General features: G+C 37.3%; 14 protein-coding genes. 8 read left to right on the top strand and 6 right to left on the bottom strand.

What is annotated here, in order from left to right; genetic code table 11:
• Window positions 1–566: 566 nt before the first annotated feature.
• From SLH51_RS05235 to SLH51_RS05255, 5 genes are all read left to right on the top strand, one after another.
• A complete protein-coding gene (locus SLH51_RS05235; protein WP_335959665.1) occupies window positions 567–1,868 on the top strand; it encodes an ABC transporter substrate-binding protein in 1,302 nt (433 codons plus the stop codon).
• Window positions 1,869–1,967: 99 nt separating this feature from the next.
• A complete protein-coding gene (locus SLH51_RS05240; protein WP_335959667.1) occupies window positions 1,968–2,909 on the top strand; it encodes a carbohydrate ABC transporter permease in 942 nt (313 codons plus the stop codon).
• Window positions 2,910–2,921: 12 nt separating this feature from the next.
• The gene (locus tag SLH51_RS05245) at window positions 2,922–3,743 is read left to right on the top strand and encodes a carbohydrate ABC transporter permease (RefSeq protein ID WP_335959668.1); all 822 of its coding nucleotides are present in this window, start codon (window positions 2,922–2,924) and stop codon (window positions 3,741–3,743) included.
• A 49-nt stretch (window positions 3,744–3,792) separates the two neighbouring features.
• On the top strand, window positions 3,793–4,953 hold the full coding sequence (locus SLH51_RS05250) for an enolase C-terminal domain-like protein (protein WP_335959670.1): 1,161 nt from the start codon (window positions 3,793–3,795) through the stop codon (window positions 4,951–4,953).
• Window positions 4,954–5,004: 51 nt separating this feature from the next.
• Window positions 5,005–5,847 (top strand): phytanoyl-CoA dioxygenase family protein, encoded by an 843-nt coding sequence (locus SLH51_RS05255; RefSeq protein WP_335959671.1) that lies wholly within the window; start codon window positions 5,005–5,007, stop codon window positions 5,845–5,847.
• 69 nt (window positions 5,848–5,916) lie between these two features.
• Here SLH51_RS05255 and SLH51_RS05260 read toward each other — a convergent pair whose 3' ends face one another.
• A complete protein-coding gene (locus tag SLH51_RS05260; RefSeq protein ID WP_335959672.1) occupies window positions 5,917–6,831 on the bottom strand; it encodes an ArsR/SmtB family transcription factor in 915 nt (304 codons plus the stop codon).
• Between the two features lie 864 nt (window positions 6,832–7,695).
• Here SLH51_RS05260 and SLH51_RS05265 point away from each other — a divergent pair.
• Together SLH51_RS05265 and SLH51_RS05270 are read left to right on the top strand one after the other, a co-directional pair.
• Window positions 7,696–8,088: a permease gene (locus SLH51_RS05265; protein ID WP_335959674.1), complete on the top strand. Its 393-nt coding sequence runs from the start codon at window positions 7,696–7,698 to the stop codon at window positions 8,086–8,088.
• A 246-nt stretch (window positions 8,089–8,334) separates the two neighbouring features.
• Window positions 8,335–8,799 carry a CBO0543 family protein gene (locus SLH51_RS05270; RefSeq protein ID WP_335959676.1) on the top strand — a complete coding sequence of 155 codons (465 nt, stop codon included), beginning with the start codon at window positions 8,335–8,337 and terminating at the stop codon, window positions 8,797–8,799.
• 231 nt (window positions 8,800–9,030) lie between these two features.
• Here the strand turns inward: SLH51_RS05270 and SLH51_RS05275 are convergent, their stop codons facing one another.
• From SLH51_RS05275 to SLH51_RS05295, 5 genes are all read right to left on the bottom strand, one after another.
• The gene (locus SLH51_RS05275; protein WP_335959677.1) at window positions 9,031–10,257 is read right to left on the bottom strand and encodes an ROK family transcriptional regulator; all 1,227 of its coding nucleotides are present in this window, start codon (window positions 10,255–10,257) and stop codon (window positions 9,031–9,033) included.
• 122 nt (window positions 10,258–10,379) lie between these two features.
• A complete protein-coding gene (locus SLH51_RS05280; RefSeq protein ID WP_335959678.1) occupies window positions 10,380–11,039 on the bottom strand; it encodes a DUF624 domain-containing protein in 660 nt (219 codons plus the stop codon).
• Window positions 11,040–11,045: 6 nt separating this feature from the next.
• Window positions 11,046–11,879 (bottom strand): carbohydrate ABC transporter permease, encoded by an 834-nt coding sequence (locus SLH51_RS05285; protein WP_335959680.1) that lies wholly within the window; start codon window positions 11,877–11,879, stop codon window positions 11,046–11,048.
• Window positions 11,880–11,916: 37 nt separating this feature from the next.
• Entirely contained in the window at window positions 11,917–12,936 is a 1,020-nt protein-coding gene (locus SLH51_RS05290) for a carbohydrate ABC transporter permease (protein ID WP_335959681.1), read from the bottom strand.
• An 86-nt stretch (window positions 12,937–13,022) separates the two neighbouring features.
• Entirely contained in the window at window positions 13,023–14,321 is a 1,299-nt protein-coding gene (locus SLH51_RS05295) for an ABC transporter substrate-binding protein (protein WP_335959682.1), read from the bottom strand.
• Window positions 14,322–14,789: 468 nt separating this feature from the next.
• Between SLH51_RS05295 and SLH51_RS05300 the strand changes: the two genes are divergently transcribed.
• Window positions 14,790–15,827, top strand: coding sequence for a family 43 glycosylhydrolase (locus SLH51_RS05300; protein ID WP_335959684.1), 1,038 nt, complete (start codon window positions 14,790–14,792; stop codon window positions 15,825–15,827).
• Window positions 15,828–15,831 lie beyond the last annotated feature (4 nt).

Consider the following 15,831-nt stretch of genomic DNA (forward strand, 5'->3'; position numbering starts at 1 on the left):
AAAGTGTTCTTAAAAGAAAGCAACGGCTCCGCTCATTACATAGAGGCCCCAGAAAAAGGTGAAAACCGACCTTTTTCTGTGGCCTCCTAGAAATGTGTATTTCAAGTATAGTATAACTTTTTTAAAAAATTTTAAAAAGTGTTGACAGATAGTGTTGAAAACGTTTACAGTTTAATTAGCTTAAAGTTATATTTTTTAAGGGAGGTGTATTAATAGCAACCTTTAACTATGTAAGGGAGGTGGGGGTTAGAAGTATATTTTTTTGATCGAAGAAACAATAAAAATTGTTATGTATCAATAAAAAATGGAATTTGGATTTGGTTATCGCTTACTAAATGATTCATGAGAAGTGAAATAAAATGAATTTCACTCTAAGTATTTATGATTGTTTCTTTAATAAAAGTTGTTATGGATCAATTTTATATGAATTTCGCTATTGAGAACTTCTTAATTTAAAGGAGAATGTATTTCTTTATTAACGTTCGTTTGTTACTTCAATAAAAGTTGATTCGAATTATGTAAATGAAAATGAATATCTATAAAAATGCTTATACGGGGGAATTTACATGAAAAAAAGCCTTTTAGCGATCATTAGTTTGTTCTTTCTTTTCATGACTTTGATAGGTTGTTCTGAAAATGAAACATCAAGTGATTCAGTATCCGATGGCCAGGGCAGTTCTACTAATGATGAGGTAACAAAAGTTGTATTTTGGGATTTATTTAGTGGAAATGATGGAGAAGTCATGACGGAAATTGTTAAGGAATTTAATGAAGAGCATCCAGGCATTGAGGTTGAGAAAATTACTCAGGAATGGGGAGAGTATTATACAAAATTAACGACATCCGTGTTAGGGAATCAAGCCCCCGATCTTGGAGTTTCACATGCTACAAGAATTACGCAACTGAATAAACAAGGAGTTATTCAGTCTATGAATGACGAGGTAGAAAAAAGCGGGATCAACTTTAATGAATTATCAGAAAATGCAGTGAATGCAACGATAGTTGATGGTGAACATTATGCTGTCCCACTTGATTACCATGCTCTTCTCCTCTTTTATAATAAGAAAGTTTTAGACGAGATGGGGTTATTAAATGAAAATGGAGAACCAGAGTTCAATAATTATGATGAATTTGTCAACTTATTACTTGAAGTAAAGGAAAAAGACCCTAACATTACTCCGCTAGCTATGACTGGGCAAGGGACTCACCCTTTTCGACTATGGTATTCCTTTTACAAGCAACTCGGTGGTGGAGATATCTATAGTGCTGAAGAAGCAAAATCAACAATTGATGTAGAAATAGGGAAAGAATCGTTACAGGCCGTTTATGATTTATACCACACGCATAAAGTGGTTCCACCTAGAATCGAAAGTTCCGATGAGATGTTTCAGCCAGGGAATGCTGCATTTATGATAAATGGAACTTGGGCGGTTAACAACACTTACAAAGCGCTTGGTGATGATCTAGGTGTGATGAAGTTCCCGACATTTTTTGATAAAGCAAGTGTGTATGCAGATTCCCACTCGTTTATTCTTCCAACTAACCAAAAAAGAGATGAAAAGACGACTGAAGCAGCAATGACATTTATAAAATGGGTAACTGATAATGGTTGGAAATGGTCAAAAGCGGGGCACTTGCCGGTTTCAAAAACGGTATTGGACTCAAAAGAGTTACAAGAGCAGCCGTTCCGCTCGGAATATGAATCAATGTCAGAATATATGGAATATTTACCAGCAAATGAAAAAGTTTGGTTTGCAAGTTCATCGGAGTTATTAGACGTGTTAGACGCCGTTTGGATTGATCAATATTCAGTTGATCAAGGGGTCGAATCAATGCAGGATGTTATCACAAAACAATTGCAAGATTAATTTCACAAAAAGTAAATGAGGTTTCTCAGAAGGTCGCTTTTTGACCTTTTGAGAAAACTTCGACTTTGGGGAAAGCCCTATTGATAAGGAGGGAAAAGTATGGCAAAAGCGTCGGTCGCAAACAAATGGAAAACGGAGATTGGTAAGTCCATTCCATTCAACAAAATGTCGAAATGGCAATTGATGAAAAAGAACGTTCATGCATATGTTCTCCTTTTGCCTTTTCTACTAATCTATACGATTTTTACGTTATTTCCCGTTGCTCAAGGGTTTGTTGTAAGTTTTTATGACTGGCAAATACTTGGTGATAAAACATTTGTCGGATTGAAGAATTATATAAAGGTCTTTAATGATCCGGTTTTTTATAGTTCGATGTCACACACATTGTTATTTGTACTATTATCAACACCCATTTTGATTTTAGTTGGTTTCATCCTTGCCTTAATTGTCCATCAACCGATAAGAGGGCAAGTTGTGTTCAGATTAATCTTCTTTTTACCAATGGTATTAGCAGTTTCCGTTGTGGCAAGTGTTTGGAAAGCTGTATTAAGCGGTTATACGGGACTCGTGAATTTTCTATTAGGTTTACTAGGTATGCCAAGTGAAATATTATGGCTCGGAGAACCTGTTCTTGCTTGGGTCTCCATTATTGTTATTACTGTATGGTGGACGGCAGGGTTTAATATGGTTCTATACTTAGCCGGTCTTCAGGACATCCCAGATGAACTATATGAAGCATCAAAAATAGATGGTGCAACTGCATGGCAAAGGTTGAGATTCATCACAATACCGATGTTAAAGGGCATCACGTTATTAGTAACCTTCTTACAGATTGTTGCATCATTTAAAATTTTTTCACAGGTTTATTTAGTTACCCAAGGGGGACCAGCTGGATCAACGAGAACCATTATTCAATATGTTTATGAAGAAGGTTTTCAAAAGTATGCATTCGGTACAGCCTCAGCAATGTCCTATATTTTTTTCATTGTGCTTTTACTATGTACATTAATCCAATTTAAGCTTACAAATCAAAAAAGTTAGGAGGGGGAACACTTGGATATTATCGGAAGGTTTGGTAGTAAAGTCGTATATATTGTTGCTTGTATTATAGCCTTTTTATGGGCATTACCATTAATCTGGGTAGTGATTGTTTCCTTAAAACCATCAGGGTCTCTTTTAGGTGCTGGTCAGTGGCTTACTCCTCCATTTTCATTTGGTAATTATGTACACGTCCTTACTAGTGCACCTGTATTGTTATGGCTTTGGAATAGTCTACTTGTTTCTTTTATTACAACACTTTTTGTCATATTGCTATCTTCTCTAGCAGCTTTTCCATTTTCACTTTATCGTTTCCCTGGTTATCGTTTTTTATTTTGGCTCATTCTAGCGGGGATCATGATTCCAGGAGAAGCTATTCTAATCCCGTTATACATTTTATTTAGAGATATGAATTTACTAGATACGTTCAGTTCTTTGGTATTACCGGTTATTGCTGTTCCTTTTGGATTAATCTTATTAAAACAGTTCTTTGATGGATTGCCAAAAGAATTATATGAAGCTGCAAAAATGGATGGATGCGGCATTTACAGAATGCTTTTTACAATAACATTGCCTCTTTCAAGGCCTGCTCTTGCAGCGTTGGGCATATTCACTTTTTTAGGGACGTGGAAAGAATTCTTATGGCCTTTTATTGCGATCACATCAGCAAACAAAATGACCGTGCCTATTGGAATCCCGTACTTTAATGCCGGTTTCACTGTAGACTATACCATTCCAATGGCGGCAAATGTAATTGTTTCCATTCCAGTAATTATTGTCTTCCTAATTTTCCAAAAACAAATCATAAAAGGAATCTCTTTTACCGGAATAAAGTAAGTGAACGAGTACTACAAAAACCAAACCATAATACTGAGGAGTGAAAAATATGAAATTTTCAGAGGTTAATAGTGAGTGGAAAGTAGAAAAAATTGAGTGGGTCTCCCTAATAGGTGAAAGACCTCGTCCGGCAGGCTGCAATGCAAGACTTGGAGTGCACGGTAAGGATGTACCGCTTGATTTCGTACGAGTGACCATTGGCGGGAAACAAGGATTTGGCTGGTCCAAAATTTCAAAAGAGAATGCAGCTGAGATCATAGGTTTAACGGTAGAGGATTTATTTACAGATGAAGGAAAGGTTCAAGCAGACTATTATTTAATAGAGTTTCCGCTATTAGATTGGTTAGGACAGGTTACACAAAAACCAGTTTATGAATTAATGACTGGAAAAAAGCTAAAGGATTATACTGTAGCCTGTTACGATACATCCATTTATTTTAACGATCTTCATTGTGAGAGTGATGAGGAGGCCGTTGCCTTAATACAGGAACAAGTGAAAGAAGGATTAGAAAAAGGGCATCGTTCTTTTAAGCTTAAAGTAGGCAGAGGTGCGATGCATATGCCTTTAGATATCGGCATGAAACGTGATATTGCCATCATTAACGGGGTTCGAGAAGCAACAGGACCAAGCGCGAGTATTATGATTGATGCGAATAATGGATACAACCTTAATTTAACAAAGCAGGTTCTGATCGAAACAGCTCAGGCGAATTTAACTTGGATCGAGGAACCATTTCATGAGGATCCTGAGTACTTAGCGGAGTTAAAGTTATGGTTAAGGCAGCATCAACTGGATATTATGGTGACAGATGGTGAAGGCGAAGCTGCTGTACCGATCGTAAATTGGGCCAAAAAAGGCTATTTAGATGCGATCCAGTATGATATTCGTTCGTATGGATTTCACAACTGGCTTGAACTCGGTGCTGAGTTAGATGATGCAGATGTAAAAACAGCCCCTCATAATTATGGAGCCTCCTATGGAAACTATGCTCTAGCACATCTAGCACCAAATATAAACGGTTTTCTATTTATTGAATGGGATGAAATGAAGATTCCGGGTGTTGATGACTCTGCCTATGTTATTAAAGAAGGAAAAGTGGCTGTACCTGATCTGCCAGGGTTTGGATTGAAAGTAAACAACCAATTCTTCACACAAATGGTAGATGATAAAGGCTGGTCAGTTGAGTATAAAGAAAAGCAGCAGATTTAATAGAGTAGTGTCATATGACCGGAAAAAATTCTAATGTGATGATGGGAGGCAATGATGAAGCAGGTTAAACAAATTTCTTTAGCAAAGTATGATCCCGCAGAGATTTTAGGATCCCTTTATGGCCCGGGGTTCCTTGGAGTAAAAGGAGCCTTTAGCCGGGAATGGGTAGAGGAACTTGGGGAAGACATTGAAAAGCTTTATGAGGATGCACTCAAAAGGCCTGGTGGTGCAGTGGGGCGGGGACCTAAACGTCACTATGTCGAAATCCACCCAGAGGATATTCGTGGTTTCAATGAACTGACTACACACCCGTGGGTTAAAGCCGTATGTGAAGCGGTATTAGGACCAGATTATCAATTCGTTGAGATTGGATTTGACGTGCCGAACCCAGGTGCTGTTAATCAGACATGGCACCGGGATTTTCCCGCACCAGTTGACACGACCAAAGGGAGAAGGTTGAATTCTTTGGCGTTTAACCTTACGACGGTAGACGTGGAGCCTAATATGGGTCCTTTTGAAATTGCCCCTGGAACTCAATGGGATGATGGCAGTGAATTTGATTACGAAATGTTTCCGCCTAAAGAATGCTACTGTCGATATGAGGGGAGGGCGGAACAAAAAATGCCTAAAATGGGGGATGTTTCTGTACGTTCTGCTTTGACGATTCATCGGGGGACGGCGAACCATTCAACTAAATCTAGACCTGTCCTAGTGTTAGGAGTGGATGCACCTGAAGCAAACAACCACGAAAGACATGACCTGCAAGTCACGAAAAGGTTTTATGACACATTGCCTGAAGAGCTGAAAAGCCACTTGTTGTGCCGTATTGTCGATGAGCTCGAAATTATTGAGCAAGGGCATACCATTGAAGGTCTCATGATGGGAGAAGCTTAAAAAAAACATTGAAAATACTAACAGATTTAAAAGTGGAATTGAAGGCCTTGTCTTCAATTCCACTTATTTTTATCCGGGTTTATGTGTTAATTTCATAACTAACCCCTGTTTATAGTTCCCGAATTTTGCTCCGAATAAATTTACGCCACCGACATTTTCTACAGTTGACTTAACACCAATTTCAAATGATATAAACGGTTGTTCTTTTATTTTTAGATCATTAATTGTAATATTTGAAAGGGGTATATCATCAATAAAAGCACCTTTATTCGTAATTTTCCACTGTTTTAACAAGCCATATTGGGTACTTGAGTTTTTCCTCCAGGAAGGGGTAAATAGCCCTCGTTCACCACCGAAATCACTTGGGCATGTCCAGGTTCCAACCTCTATGTCATTTACCGTAACTGTAATATCAGAAGGCCAATCTAAGCGATGGTAAGGAGCCTCAGAACAGAGTTCTACTGAAAAAATTAACTCTTGGATAGTTGAATGATGCGGTACTCGGTTTGGGAATTGATATTTAACAAATCCAGATCGGAACCAAAGTAATTGTGCATTTCTACGTTCAGGTTCAAAGAAAGTTGTTGACTTATCTAGGGTTCCAATATAGCCACTTTCATTTGCCATTCCACAGGTTGGTTCGATCTTACAATCTATAAAATCACCAATTGGTAAATCTACTACATAATGGTCATTTTCAGTTTGTTCAACTGGGCTGATATTCACAACAATATTATCGTATTTTTTTGAACTTACTTTTTGGTTACCCTGTCCAGGTATAATCTCGATCGTTAATAAACCAGCATCCTGAAGTTTTTGTAGGTTAACCGACGTTGTTGAAAAAGGAATATTAAGTTTTTCTGATAGTTCATTTACATTTAATGGTCCGTTGTTTAATGCTTGCAATATATTTAACCGTTGCTCATTTGATAGCGCTTTAAAAATTTTGAGTCCATCATTTAATGAAACTTTTAAATCTCTCATTGAATCTCATATCCTTCCGTAGCCAACTTTTAATAATTATCATACAGCATATTCTATGAAAAATAAATTCATAACAACATTTATTAAATTATAACATTTTGTTACCTATAATTACCATTTTAATTAGCAACCTTTACGAAATAAGAGAGAAAAATTGCTGTGAGGCAAATATTTTGTCTTAATTGAAATAGAAGTTTAGACTAGATCCAAAAAGTGTAGAAGGAAAAGAACATTGATTTTTGTACTAGGGAGAGGAGAGTAAGGTTAACGCAATGAAAATATGCTTATTAAAAAATAAGTCAATACATGATTGGATTTCTGGAATGATTGGTGTGAAAAGGGTAATTTCGAGGCAACTGAATAAAAACCGGAGGCTACTGAAACAGCCCATCGGGAAGCGACAATGGCTCCGCACATTGCACGCTTCTTGATTGACAAACCCACTCATAGCAGGCTTTAAAACAAGGCAACGGCTGCGCTCATTGCTTAAAGGGCACTGAAAAGGTAAAAACCAACCTGTTTCAGTAGCCTTGTAAAAAAAGGAGATACCAAATAACTTAACGGGTTCAGTTTAGGGAGAGAAAACAATAAATAACACTATTATTTTGGGACCAAATCGCAATAGATTTGGTTTTGTTAATTTCATTGTTATAGCAATGGATATGCTATTTTGACACAGGAATTAGCATGCTAAATAACGAGTGACTATCCGCTATTATCCACTATTATTGACTAGATGAAAACCGTGTTAAAATGTCTGCTATTTTAGATACTATTTAATTTATATTTTACGAAAATTCACTTGGGATTTTATGTTAAAATGATAGAAGGATTATTCAGCTAACGGTGCAGGAGAGTGAGAGATTGAGTAACCGAATTATTTATCTTATTGTTGGTATCATAATGGCTATTTTTTCGTTAGTTTTAATTATAGGAGCAATAATAGAAACCAGCGCACTCCTGTATCAAACTTATTCAGCGATTGCTATAACAATTATTTCTTTTTGTATGTATTATCTTCACCCTCATTTTAAGGATAAAAAACATGCAAAATTAATTAGAAAAAAAGCTGTTTTTTACTGGATTATAGCCATTTTTGTTTTCTTGATATTTTTATCCATAGGATTAGTTGTTGATTTTATTACGTTATCAATATCTGAAACGATAAGCATATTAATTTCATTAATTGTGATTACTCTTTTTATTTCACTTGTAATTACTGCGAAAATACATGAAATCCAATTAAAGAAACTTTAAATTATCCATTATAGTAAAAAATGTTCTTCAACAAACGGGGGCAAGAGTGGAAGAGCTGGCTGTCATTTCATAACAGCCTTTTCTTTTTGATTATTTTGAACTAAAATTGTAAATAATAAGACGAAAGGACTATAACTTTACATAGAAAGTGATTGTTTAAAATGAATGAAACTCTGCAAGAACAAACTGAAAAAACCTATAACCTTATCGTTCAAGCGAATAATCAAATGTTTGAACTTTGGAAGAATGATGTTCTTTTCACTTGGCAGTGGTGGCTTGGGGGTAGGACTAACTATTATCCCTTGGCTATTATGGATTAAATATAGAAAAAAGGACAGTACCATTCGATTATTAAGTGCAGGTCTTTTTGTCATTCTTATATCTTCTTGGTTAGATTGTTTAGGGGTTGTATTAGGATTATGGTATTATTTATATGAAGTTTTGCCATTTATTCCATCCTATTTCCCGTGGGATTTTTCCCTTTTACCAGTTATTGTTATGACTTTCATTCAAATTAAGCCTACTACACATCCACTGATTAAAGGAATTATCTTTTCTGGAATATCCTCTTTTCTCGCGGAACCTTTTTTTATATGGATTGGAATATATCGTTCATTAAACTGGGAACATATTTATTCATTTCCGATATATCTCGTTATTTATTTAATTGCAGACTATATTAGCAAGAGAAAAACATGGGATAAAGTTTAATTAAAGTGTACCTTTTCTTTAAGTGAACCGGTGCGTTTAGTTAAACAAGGGACGAGAATATGAGTAAACGCACAGATAATAACATCTGTGCGTTGCTATATGCTAATTTTAGTGTTAATTTGGTTGGGATAGGAATGCTGAATGGGTTGTTATTTAGCTTGTAAATTCACGTTTTCCCTCCCGAAACTGAACCCGTTACAAATAACTCAGGCTCCCCTTCTAGTAGCGGAATTACAATCCACCAGGTGTAAATAATTTACGTAAGACCAAGGTGAAGGCTCCGATTACCATGCCTTTTTTTCCTAGTTTCGAACAAACGATTGAATCTTCACTTAGCGAACGTCTTAATGAACCTTTATTAGCCATCTGTATTAAAGGCGACAAGATAATATCTCCCAATTGGAAGATACGGCCTTCTAAGATCACTTTTGATGGTGTGAGAATATTATTGAGATTCGCTATAGCGATTCCGAGGAATCGTCCTGTTTCTTCGATTTTTTCTAATGCAAGATAATCACCTTGCTCTGCTGCTTGGAAAATCATTTCTAACGTTAATTGACTATCATCGCCGGCGATCCATTGATTGATGATCGTGTCTTTTCCTAAGCGGATCCCTTTTTTTATACTATCTATGATCGCATTTTCTGACGCGTAGGCCTCTAAACACCCGTAGTTCCCACATGAACAACGTGGTCCATTCACATCGACAATGGTGTGTCCGATTTCACCGGCTGTATTGGTAGGACCCGTATACATCTCATTGTTAATCACAATCGCTGACCCTACACCAAGACCAACACTTAAGCAGATAAAGTTAGATATTTCCTGGCCTTCGCCGTACCAACTTTCAGCTAATGATAGAGTACGAACGTCATTCTCAACTAATACTGGTAGGTCGAATTCATTCTCCAAACTTTCTTTAATCGGGATGTTTTCTAAATTTAAATGTGGTGCAAACACAGATAAACCTTGATCTGGATCAACTAATCCATGCATCCCCACCCCGATTCCAATGACCTGATCAGGTGATGTATTCGTCGATTCGATAACATGAGTTATGCTTGCTTTCATCATAGTAAGAAATTCTTCTTTTGATGGGGATTGCGTTATTTTATATTCGTAACTATAAGCAACCTCACCATCTAAAGTGGCTGAGACTGTATGGATGACTTCTGCTGCTGCATAGACACCGATGACATAGTAAGCCTGAGAATTGATACTGAGCAAGTACGGCTTTCTACCACCTTGTGTTTTCGCAATACCTGTTTCTGTTTTTAGCATATTTGCTTCTAATAATTCACCGACGATCGTACCAACTGTTGGAGGAGTTAGTTTTGTAATTTTTGCAATATCCGCTCGTGAAATCGGTCCCTTAAGACGAATTACGTTTAGGATGGTCGACTTATTGAGTGACTTCATCCCTTCAAAACTGCCTGTCTGTGGTATAAATGTCATCATTTAAACCTCTATTCTTATAGATAGTAAGATTATATGGACAACCTTACTCCTATTTTTATTCTCAAATTAATTTTATCAACATTACCATGTATTCGCTATCTTCAATTGTGGAAATCGCTTAATCATTTCCATGCCTTCCAAATCCCTTTCCAACTAACAGTAGGATCAAATGGATAGTTCTCTGGATCATATTTATTTAAAAGGAAAAGTAACGAGTTAGAAGCAGTGATGACCATCCATCCAGCCCAAACAACAATGAGGATGGAAATAATGCTACTAATTAAAGTCAATAGGACTAAATATAAAACAATATTAATTGTGAATACGTAGTTTTCACTAACTAATCGTAATGATCGTTTGAACAAAATAGATAGTTTCTTACTCTCTTGTTCCACTAAAAGAGGGAACATATATAATAGTAGAAAATGCCACATAACCAAAAAGTAGAGAAGAATGATCGCTAAAAAGTACGTCGCAAACGATTCTAATCTAAGTAGTAAAAAGAAATAGATGAACCCTGGTACACTAATTAATAAATAAAGAAATGAGATACGGATTCCGACTCCGAAATGACTACGCATCCCGTAGAAGAAATCTCTGGGACCAACCGATTTACCTAGGCGCTTTTGTTTTAGTACATAGAAGAGTCCAGCACTAGCTGGACCCAATGTGAAAATAGGCAACACACAAATCCACCAAAGGATCGTAGACCATATTACGGTTCCTAAGTTTTGATACATATCATATAATGATCGATAAAAAACGGTCATAGCATTTTTCATAATGGATTATCCTTTTATTCCAGTTAATGCGATTCCTTTAATGATGAAACGTTGGGCAAACATAAAGATAATGATGACTGGAATAGCAGATAAAATCGTTGCAGCCATCAATTTAGCAAACTGGATGTTAAATTGACCTTGCATAATAGCTAACCCAACCGGCAATGTTCTCATATCTGCACTAGTCGTTACGATTAATGGCCATAGATAATCGTTCCAGTTAGCCATAAAAGTAAATAACGCTAGCACGATTAATGAAGGCTTTGCCAAGGGAAGGATGATTTTTCGGTAGATGAAAAATGACGATGCCCCGTCAATTCTTGCTGCTTCCTCTAGTTCAAATGGGATCCCAATGAAAAATTGTCGTAATAAGAAAATCCCAAATACACTTGCTAACCCTGGGAAGATCATAGCTGAATAGTTATTTACCCACCCCAATGTACTAATGAGTCCATATAAAGGTACTAAATTCATAACGGGTGGAATCATCATTGTTCCCATTAAACCCCAAAACAGGACTTCTCGTCCTTTGAATTTCAAACGAGCAAAAGCATAAGCTGACATTGAATTAAATAGCAACATCAAAGCTGTATGGACAGTTGCTATAAAAAAGCTATTCCAAAACCAGCGTAACACAGGAACATCTTGACGTAGAAGAACATTTGCATAGTTTTCAAATGTAATTGTTTCAGGTATCCAGCGAATTGGCCAAGAAATGGCTTGACTCTCCGGTTTTAACGATGTTGATAGCACCCATAATAGAGGGAGTATCCAAAATAATGCCATGAAACTTAAAAAGATAAAACTTAACCATTTTGAAGACTTGTCTTCAATAGCCATAAGTAGCCCTCCAATCTGCGTCTTCTTCCTTCAATTGTTATTTCTCTTTTGACATTAGTTTAAATTGAATAAGACTAATGGAAAGTAGGATCATACCTAACACAACAGACATCGCAGCTGCCAAACCAGCTCTTGGATTTCCACCGGTAAATCCGACCTCATAAATATAAAGAATTAATACTCTCGTTTCATATCCAGGTCCACCACCGGTTGCTAACTGTGGTTGTGCCATGACATTAAACGAAGCAAGTGTTGTCATAATGACGACGAATGCCATTGGACCTTTAAGTCCTGGTAGTGTCACGTGGAAAAATTGTTGAATTTTATTAGCGCCGTCAATTTTTGCTGCCTCGTATAAATGGTCAGCAATCTCACCTAATCCAGCTAAGAATAAAATCATGTTTGTTCCGATCGTCCACCAGATGGTCATCATAACTAATGAAATCCAGACCCAAGGAGCTCTTGTTAACCATGGGATGTTATCTAACCCTAATGTCTGTAAATAGTAATTCACTAGACCCGCATTCGTATCAAGCAGCCAAATCCAAATTAATACGACTGTAACAACAGAAAGCAAACTAGGTGCATAAAATAAAGCTCTAAAGAAATTATGGCCAAATGGACGTGCGTTGATCCCGATAGCTAAAAATAAGGGAATGATCACTAAAAATGGAACAGATAAAACCGTGAAGATCAATGTTGCACGAAATGCAGACCAAAAGTAATCAAAATACAGGCTATCTGAATTCCATAAAATATTTGCGTAGTTTTGCAAGCCTACAAACTGCATATCTGTGAAGAAATTCCAGCTATTGAAGCTAATATAAAATCCATATAATGTTGGATAAGCTAAAAAGATGATAAAGAACAACATATGTGGTGATATAAAAAGAAACGGTGTTAATTTTTCTTTCCAATCCCCCTTATTTTTCGTACGGGGGCGAGGCGTATTGTTCTTATTATTGTTAGTAGTACCGGACATACCCAAACCACTCGCTTCTCCATTATTTTTCGTTGGGGGATGAGGAACGTTGTTTTTAATGTTCGCAACGGACATATTTAATCCACTCCCTATTTAATGAATGAGGAGAGGATTAATTCCCCTCCTCATTAAAGTAAGGTTATTATTTCATATTGTGTGCCTTATTGTGCAGCATCACGTGCGTTTGCTTCTCCTTCTCGCGCTGCTCTTTCAAGCGCTTCAGCTGGGTCTAGTTGACCAAGCATCGCTTCATCCACTGCAGGACCTGTTGGACCCCATGCGTCACCATAAAATGGAGATGTAGGTGGGAATACAAAGTTTTGCTGTGAAGCGTTATATTGATGGTCTAATTCTTTAAATTCGTCACTATCAAGTACTGAGTACGTAGCCGGAACTTGTCCTGCCTTCGCCCATTGCAAGCTGTTTTCAGATACATATTGGATAAACTTCATTGCTGCTTCTTGTCTCTTGGGATCTTCGTCTTGCTGCTTAGGAAGCACAAAGTTGTGAGACCCAGCCCAAACGGCAGCGTGCTCGCCAAACTGTGGTACAGGAGCTGTTGCAAAGTTTAACCCATCTTGTCCTTCAAATCCAGCGATCATCCAAATACCATTAATATGGAATGCGCTATTTCCTTGACGGAACAACGTTACTTCTCCATCAGCTTGAACATCTGGAGGAGATACTTCATGTTTATAAACAAGATCAACCATTTTTTGTAGTGCTTCTTCGCCTTCAGGGCTGTTGTACAATGGCGTTAATCCATCTTCACTGACAGATTCTCCTCCATGAGAGTGCAGGGAAGAATAGAAAATCATATTACTTGGCCAGAAGACTGGCATGGCAATTCCATGAGCATCTGTCTTTTCTTGAACAGTTAACGACATTTCAACCAATTCATCATATGTTTTAGGAGGCTCTGTATAGCCAGCTTCCTCTAATACATCAACATTATAAAAAAGTGCTAATGGATGAACGTCTAAAGGAATACCGAAGCGTTGACCTTCATATTCACCAGCATCCCAAACCTCAGTAATGAAATCTTCTGATTCTAGTCCAATCGTAGCAGCTAGTTCATCAAGAGGAGTTAAAAGTTCATATCTAGCATACCCGGCAATTTGATCTAAGTGCATAATGGCGATATCAGGCGCTTCACCTGACGTTACGACTGTCCGGTATTGATCGTAAAAGTTAGCCCAAGGCATTGTTTGCGTACGAACAGCAATTTCACCTTCATTTTCTTCGTTGAAATCAGCAATAATCTTCGCGATATCATCACCGTCTGGGCCGGTAAAACCGTTCCAAAATTCTAATGTGATTTCAGCATCCCCAACATTACCTGGAGTTTCAACAGACGCATCTTCTCCACCGGCCACGCCTGATTCACTTTGCTGTGGCTCGCTACAACCAGCAGCAACTAACAGGGCAATTAATAAAATTACTAGTTTGAAACTTTTCATTAAACGTTCCCCCTTGGAAATGATTTTATGGATGGGTGTATGAGCACCCTAGTTCCGAAAAAATGGACCACTACTATAATAAAGATTATAGTAGTACATTAATTCAGAATGTTACAGACAGAAGTAAATAAGTTAATTAAATTTACTTTCTTGTATTGATGATAACGCATTCATTACAATCAATCAAGTTAAATATAGTATAAAAATTAAATTAATTTACAAACTGACTTTAATTGTTGTACTCTATTTATTGAAGATGAAAAAGCGTATCTTTGGTAAAGGCGGATTTTATTATCTCAAAGAAAGGGAAGAAAAGCACACTCTTTCTTATATAGTATATTCTGCAGTTTGAAACTCTTAATTTATAAATGTTCTATAGTAGTTAGTTAAGAGATTTACGGAAGGTGCTTTTCACTAACTGTTCATAAAGTTGTTAAAGAAATGTAATTTTGAAAAAGGGTGCATGAAATGAAAAAGAAGCTATTGTGGTTTGTTTCCTTGTTTATTGTCATTGTGGTTTCAGGGGTTGTGTACTTTTTTGCAAACGGTTCCACCTCGGCGGTTGGACCGGATTTCCACAATCCAATATTTGAGCCGGTCATCGCAGATCCATCGATCATAAAAGCGGAGGATGGACTTTTTTATGCCTATGGCACGGAAGATAATTGGGGCGATGGAATGGGGGCAAGAGTAGTGCCGATCGTTCGCTCTGAAAACTTAGTAGATTGGGATTATGTGGGGGAAGCATTTACGGAGAAACCTAGTTGGAAAGAAGATGGCGGCATTTGGGCTCCTGATATCGTTTATTTTAATGATCAATATTATCTCTATTATTCTCAATCAACTTGGGGGGATTCAAATCCAGCTATAGGGGTTGCTACCTCTGATAGTCCAGCTGGTCCTTTCGAAGATCAAGGGAAGCTGTTTGATAGTATTGAGATTGGTGTAAATAATTCGATTGATCCGCAGTTTTTTGTTGATGAGGACGGCACACCCTATATTTTTTGGGGAAGCTGGTATGGTATTTGGGGGATTGAGTTAAGTGAAGATGGTTTTGATTATATTGGTGAGAAGTTTCAAATTGCCAGCACTGATTTTGAAGCTCCATATATCATTAAACGAGATGGTTATTATCATTTCTTTGGATCGAAGGGGTCTTGTTGTGAGGGACAGTTTAGTCAATATCGAGTAGCTGTAGGCAGATCAGAATCATTGAAAGGGCCGTATTTAGATAAAGAGGGAAATGATATTGTCAATTCCAGTGGTACCTTACTCTTATCGGGTGGAGAACAATTTGTCGGCCCTGGTCATAATGCAATTGTGACAGATGATGCTGGTCAAGACTGGATTGTTTACCATGCAATTGATAAGGATAATCCGTGGATTGGCGGTGGAGCAACAAGGCGTCCACTCATGTTAGATAAAGTGATTTGGGAAGATGGCTGGCCTACTATTTTTGGCGGAGTCCCGGGCGAAGGCATTCAAGAAGGGCCGATTATTAAATAGAACA

It is taken from the genome of Halalkalibacter kiskunsagensis (assembly GCF_037027555.1).
In the GTDB taxonomy this organism is placed as follows: domain Bacteria; phylum Bacillota; class Bacilli; order Bacillales; family Bacillaceae_D; genus Halalkalibacter; species Halalkalibacter kiskunsagensis.

What these genes read in the sequence shown, in the direction of transcription:
- SLH51_RS05235 (WP_335959665.1), top strand. Translation starts at nt 567, where the DNA reads ATGAAAAAAAGCCTTTTAGCGATCATTAGTTTGTTCTTTCTTTTCATG.
- SLH51_RS05240 (WP_335959667.1), top strand. Translation starts at nt 1,968, where the DNA reads ATGGCAAAAGCGTCGGTCGCAAACAAATGGAAAACGGAGATTGGTAAG.
- SLH51_RS05250 (WP_335959670.1), top strand. Translation starts at nt 3,793, where the DNA reads ATGAAATTTTCAGAGGTTAATAGTGAGTGGAAAGTAGAAAAAATTGAG.
- SLH51_RS05255 (WP_335959671.1), top strand. Translation starts at nt 5,005, where the DNA reads ATGATGAAGCAGGTTAAACAAATTTCTTTAGCAAAGTATGATCCCGCA.
- SLH51_RS05260 (WP_335959672.1), bottom strand. Translation starts at nt 6,831, where the DNA reads ATGAGAGATTTAAAAGTTTCATTAAATGATGGACTCAAAATTTTTAAA.
- SLH51_RS05270 (WP_335959676.1), top strand. Translation starts at nt 8,335, where the DNA reads ATGATGTTCTTTTCACTTGGCAGTGGTGGCTTGGGGGTAGGACTAACT.
- SLH51_RS05275 (WP_335959677.1), bottom strand. Translation starts at nt 10,257, where the DNA reads ATGATGACATTTATACCACAGACAGGCAGTTTTGAAGGGATGAAGTCA.
- SLH51_RS05280 (WP_335959678.1), bottom strand. Translation starts at nt 11,039, where the DNA reads ATGAAAAATGCTATGACCGTTTTTTATCGATCATTATATGATATGTAT.
- SLH51_RS05285 (WP_335959680.1), bottom strand. Translation starts at nt 11,879, where the DNA reads ATGGCTATTGAAGACAAGTCTTCAAAATGGTTAAGTTTTATCTTTTTA.
- SLH51_RS05290 (WP_335959681.1), bottom strand. Translation starts at nt 12,936, where the DNA reads ATGTCCGTTGCGAACATTAAAAACAACGTTCCTCATCCCCCAACGAAA.
- SLH51_RS05295 (WP_335959682.1), bottom strand. Translation starts at nt 14,321, where the DNA reads ATGAAAAGTTTCAAACTAGTAATTTTATTAATTGCCCTGTTAGTTGCT.
- SLH51_RS05300 (WP_335959684.1), top strand. Translation starts at nt 14,790, where the DNA reads ATGAAAAAGAAGCTATTGTGGTTTGTTTCCTTGTTTATTGTCATTGTG.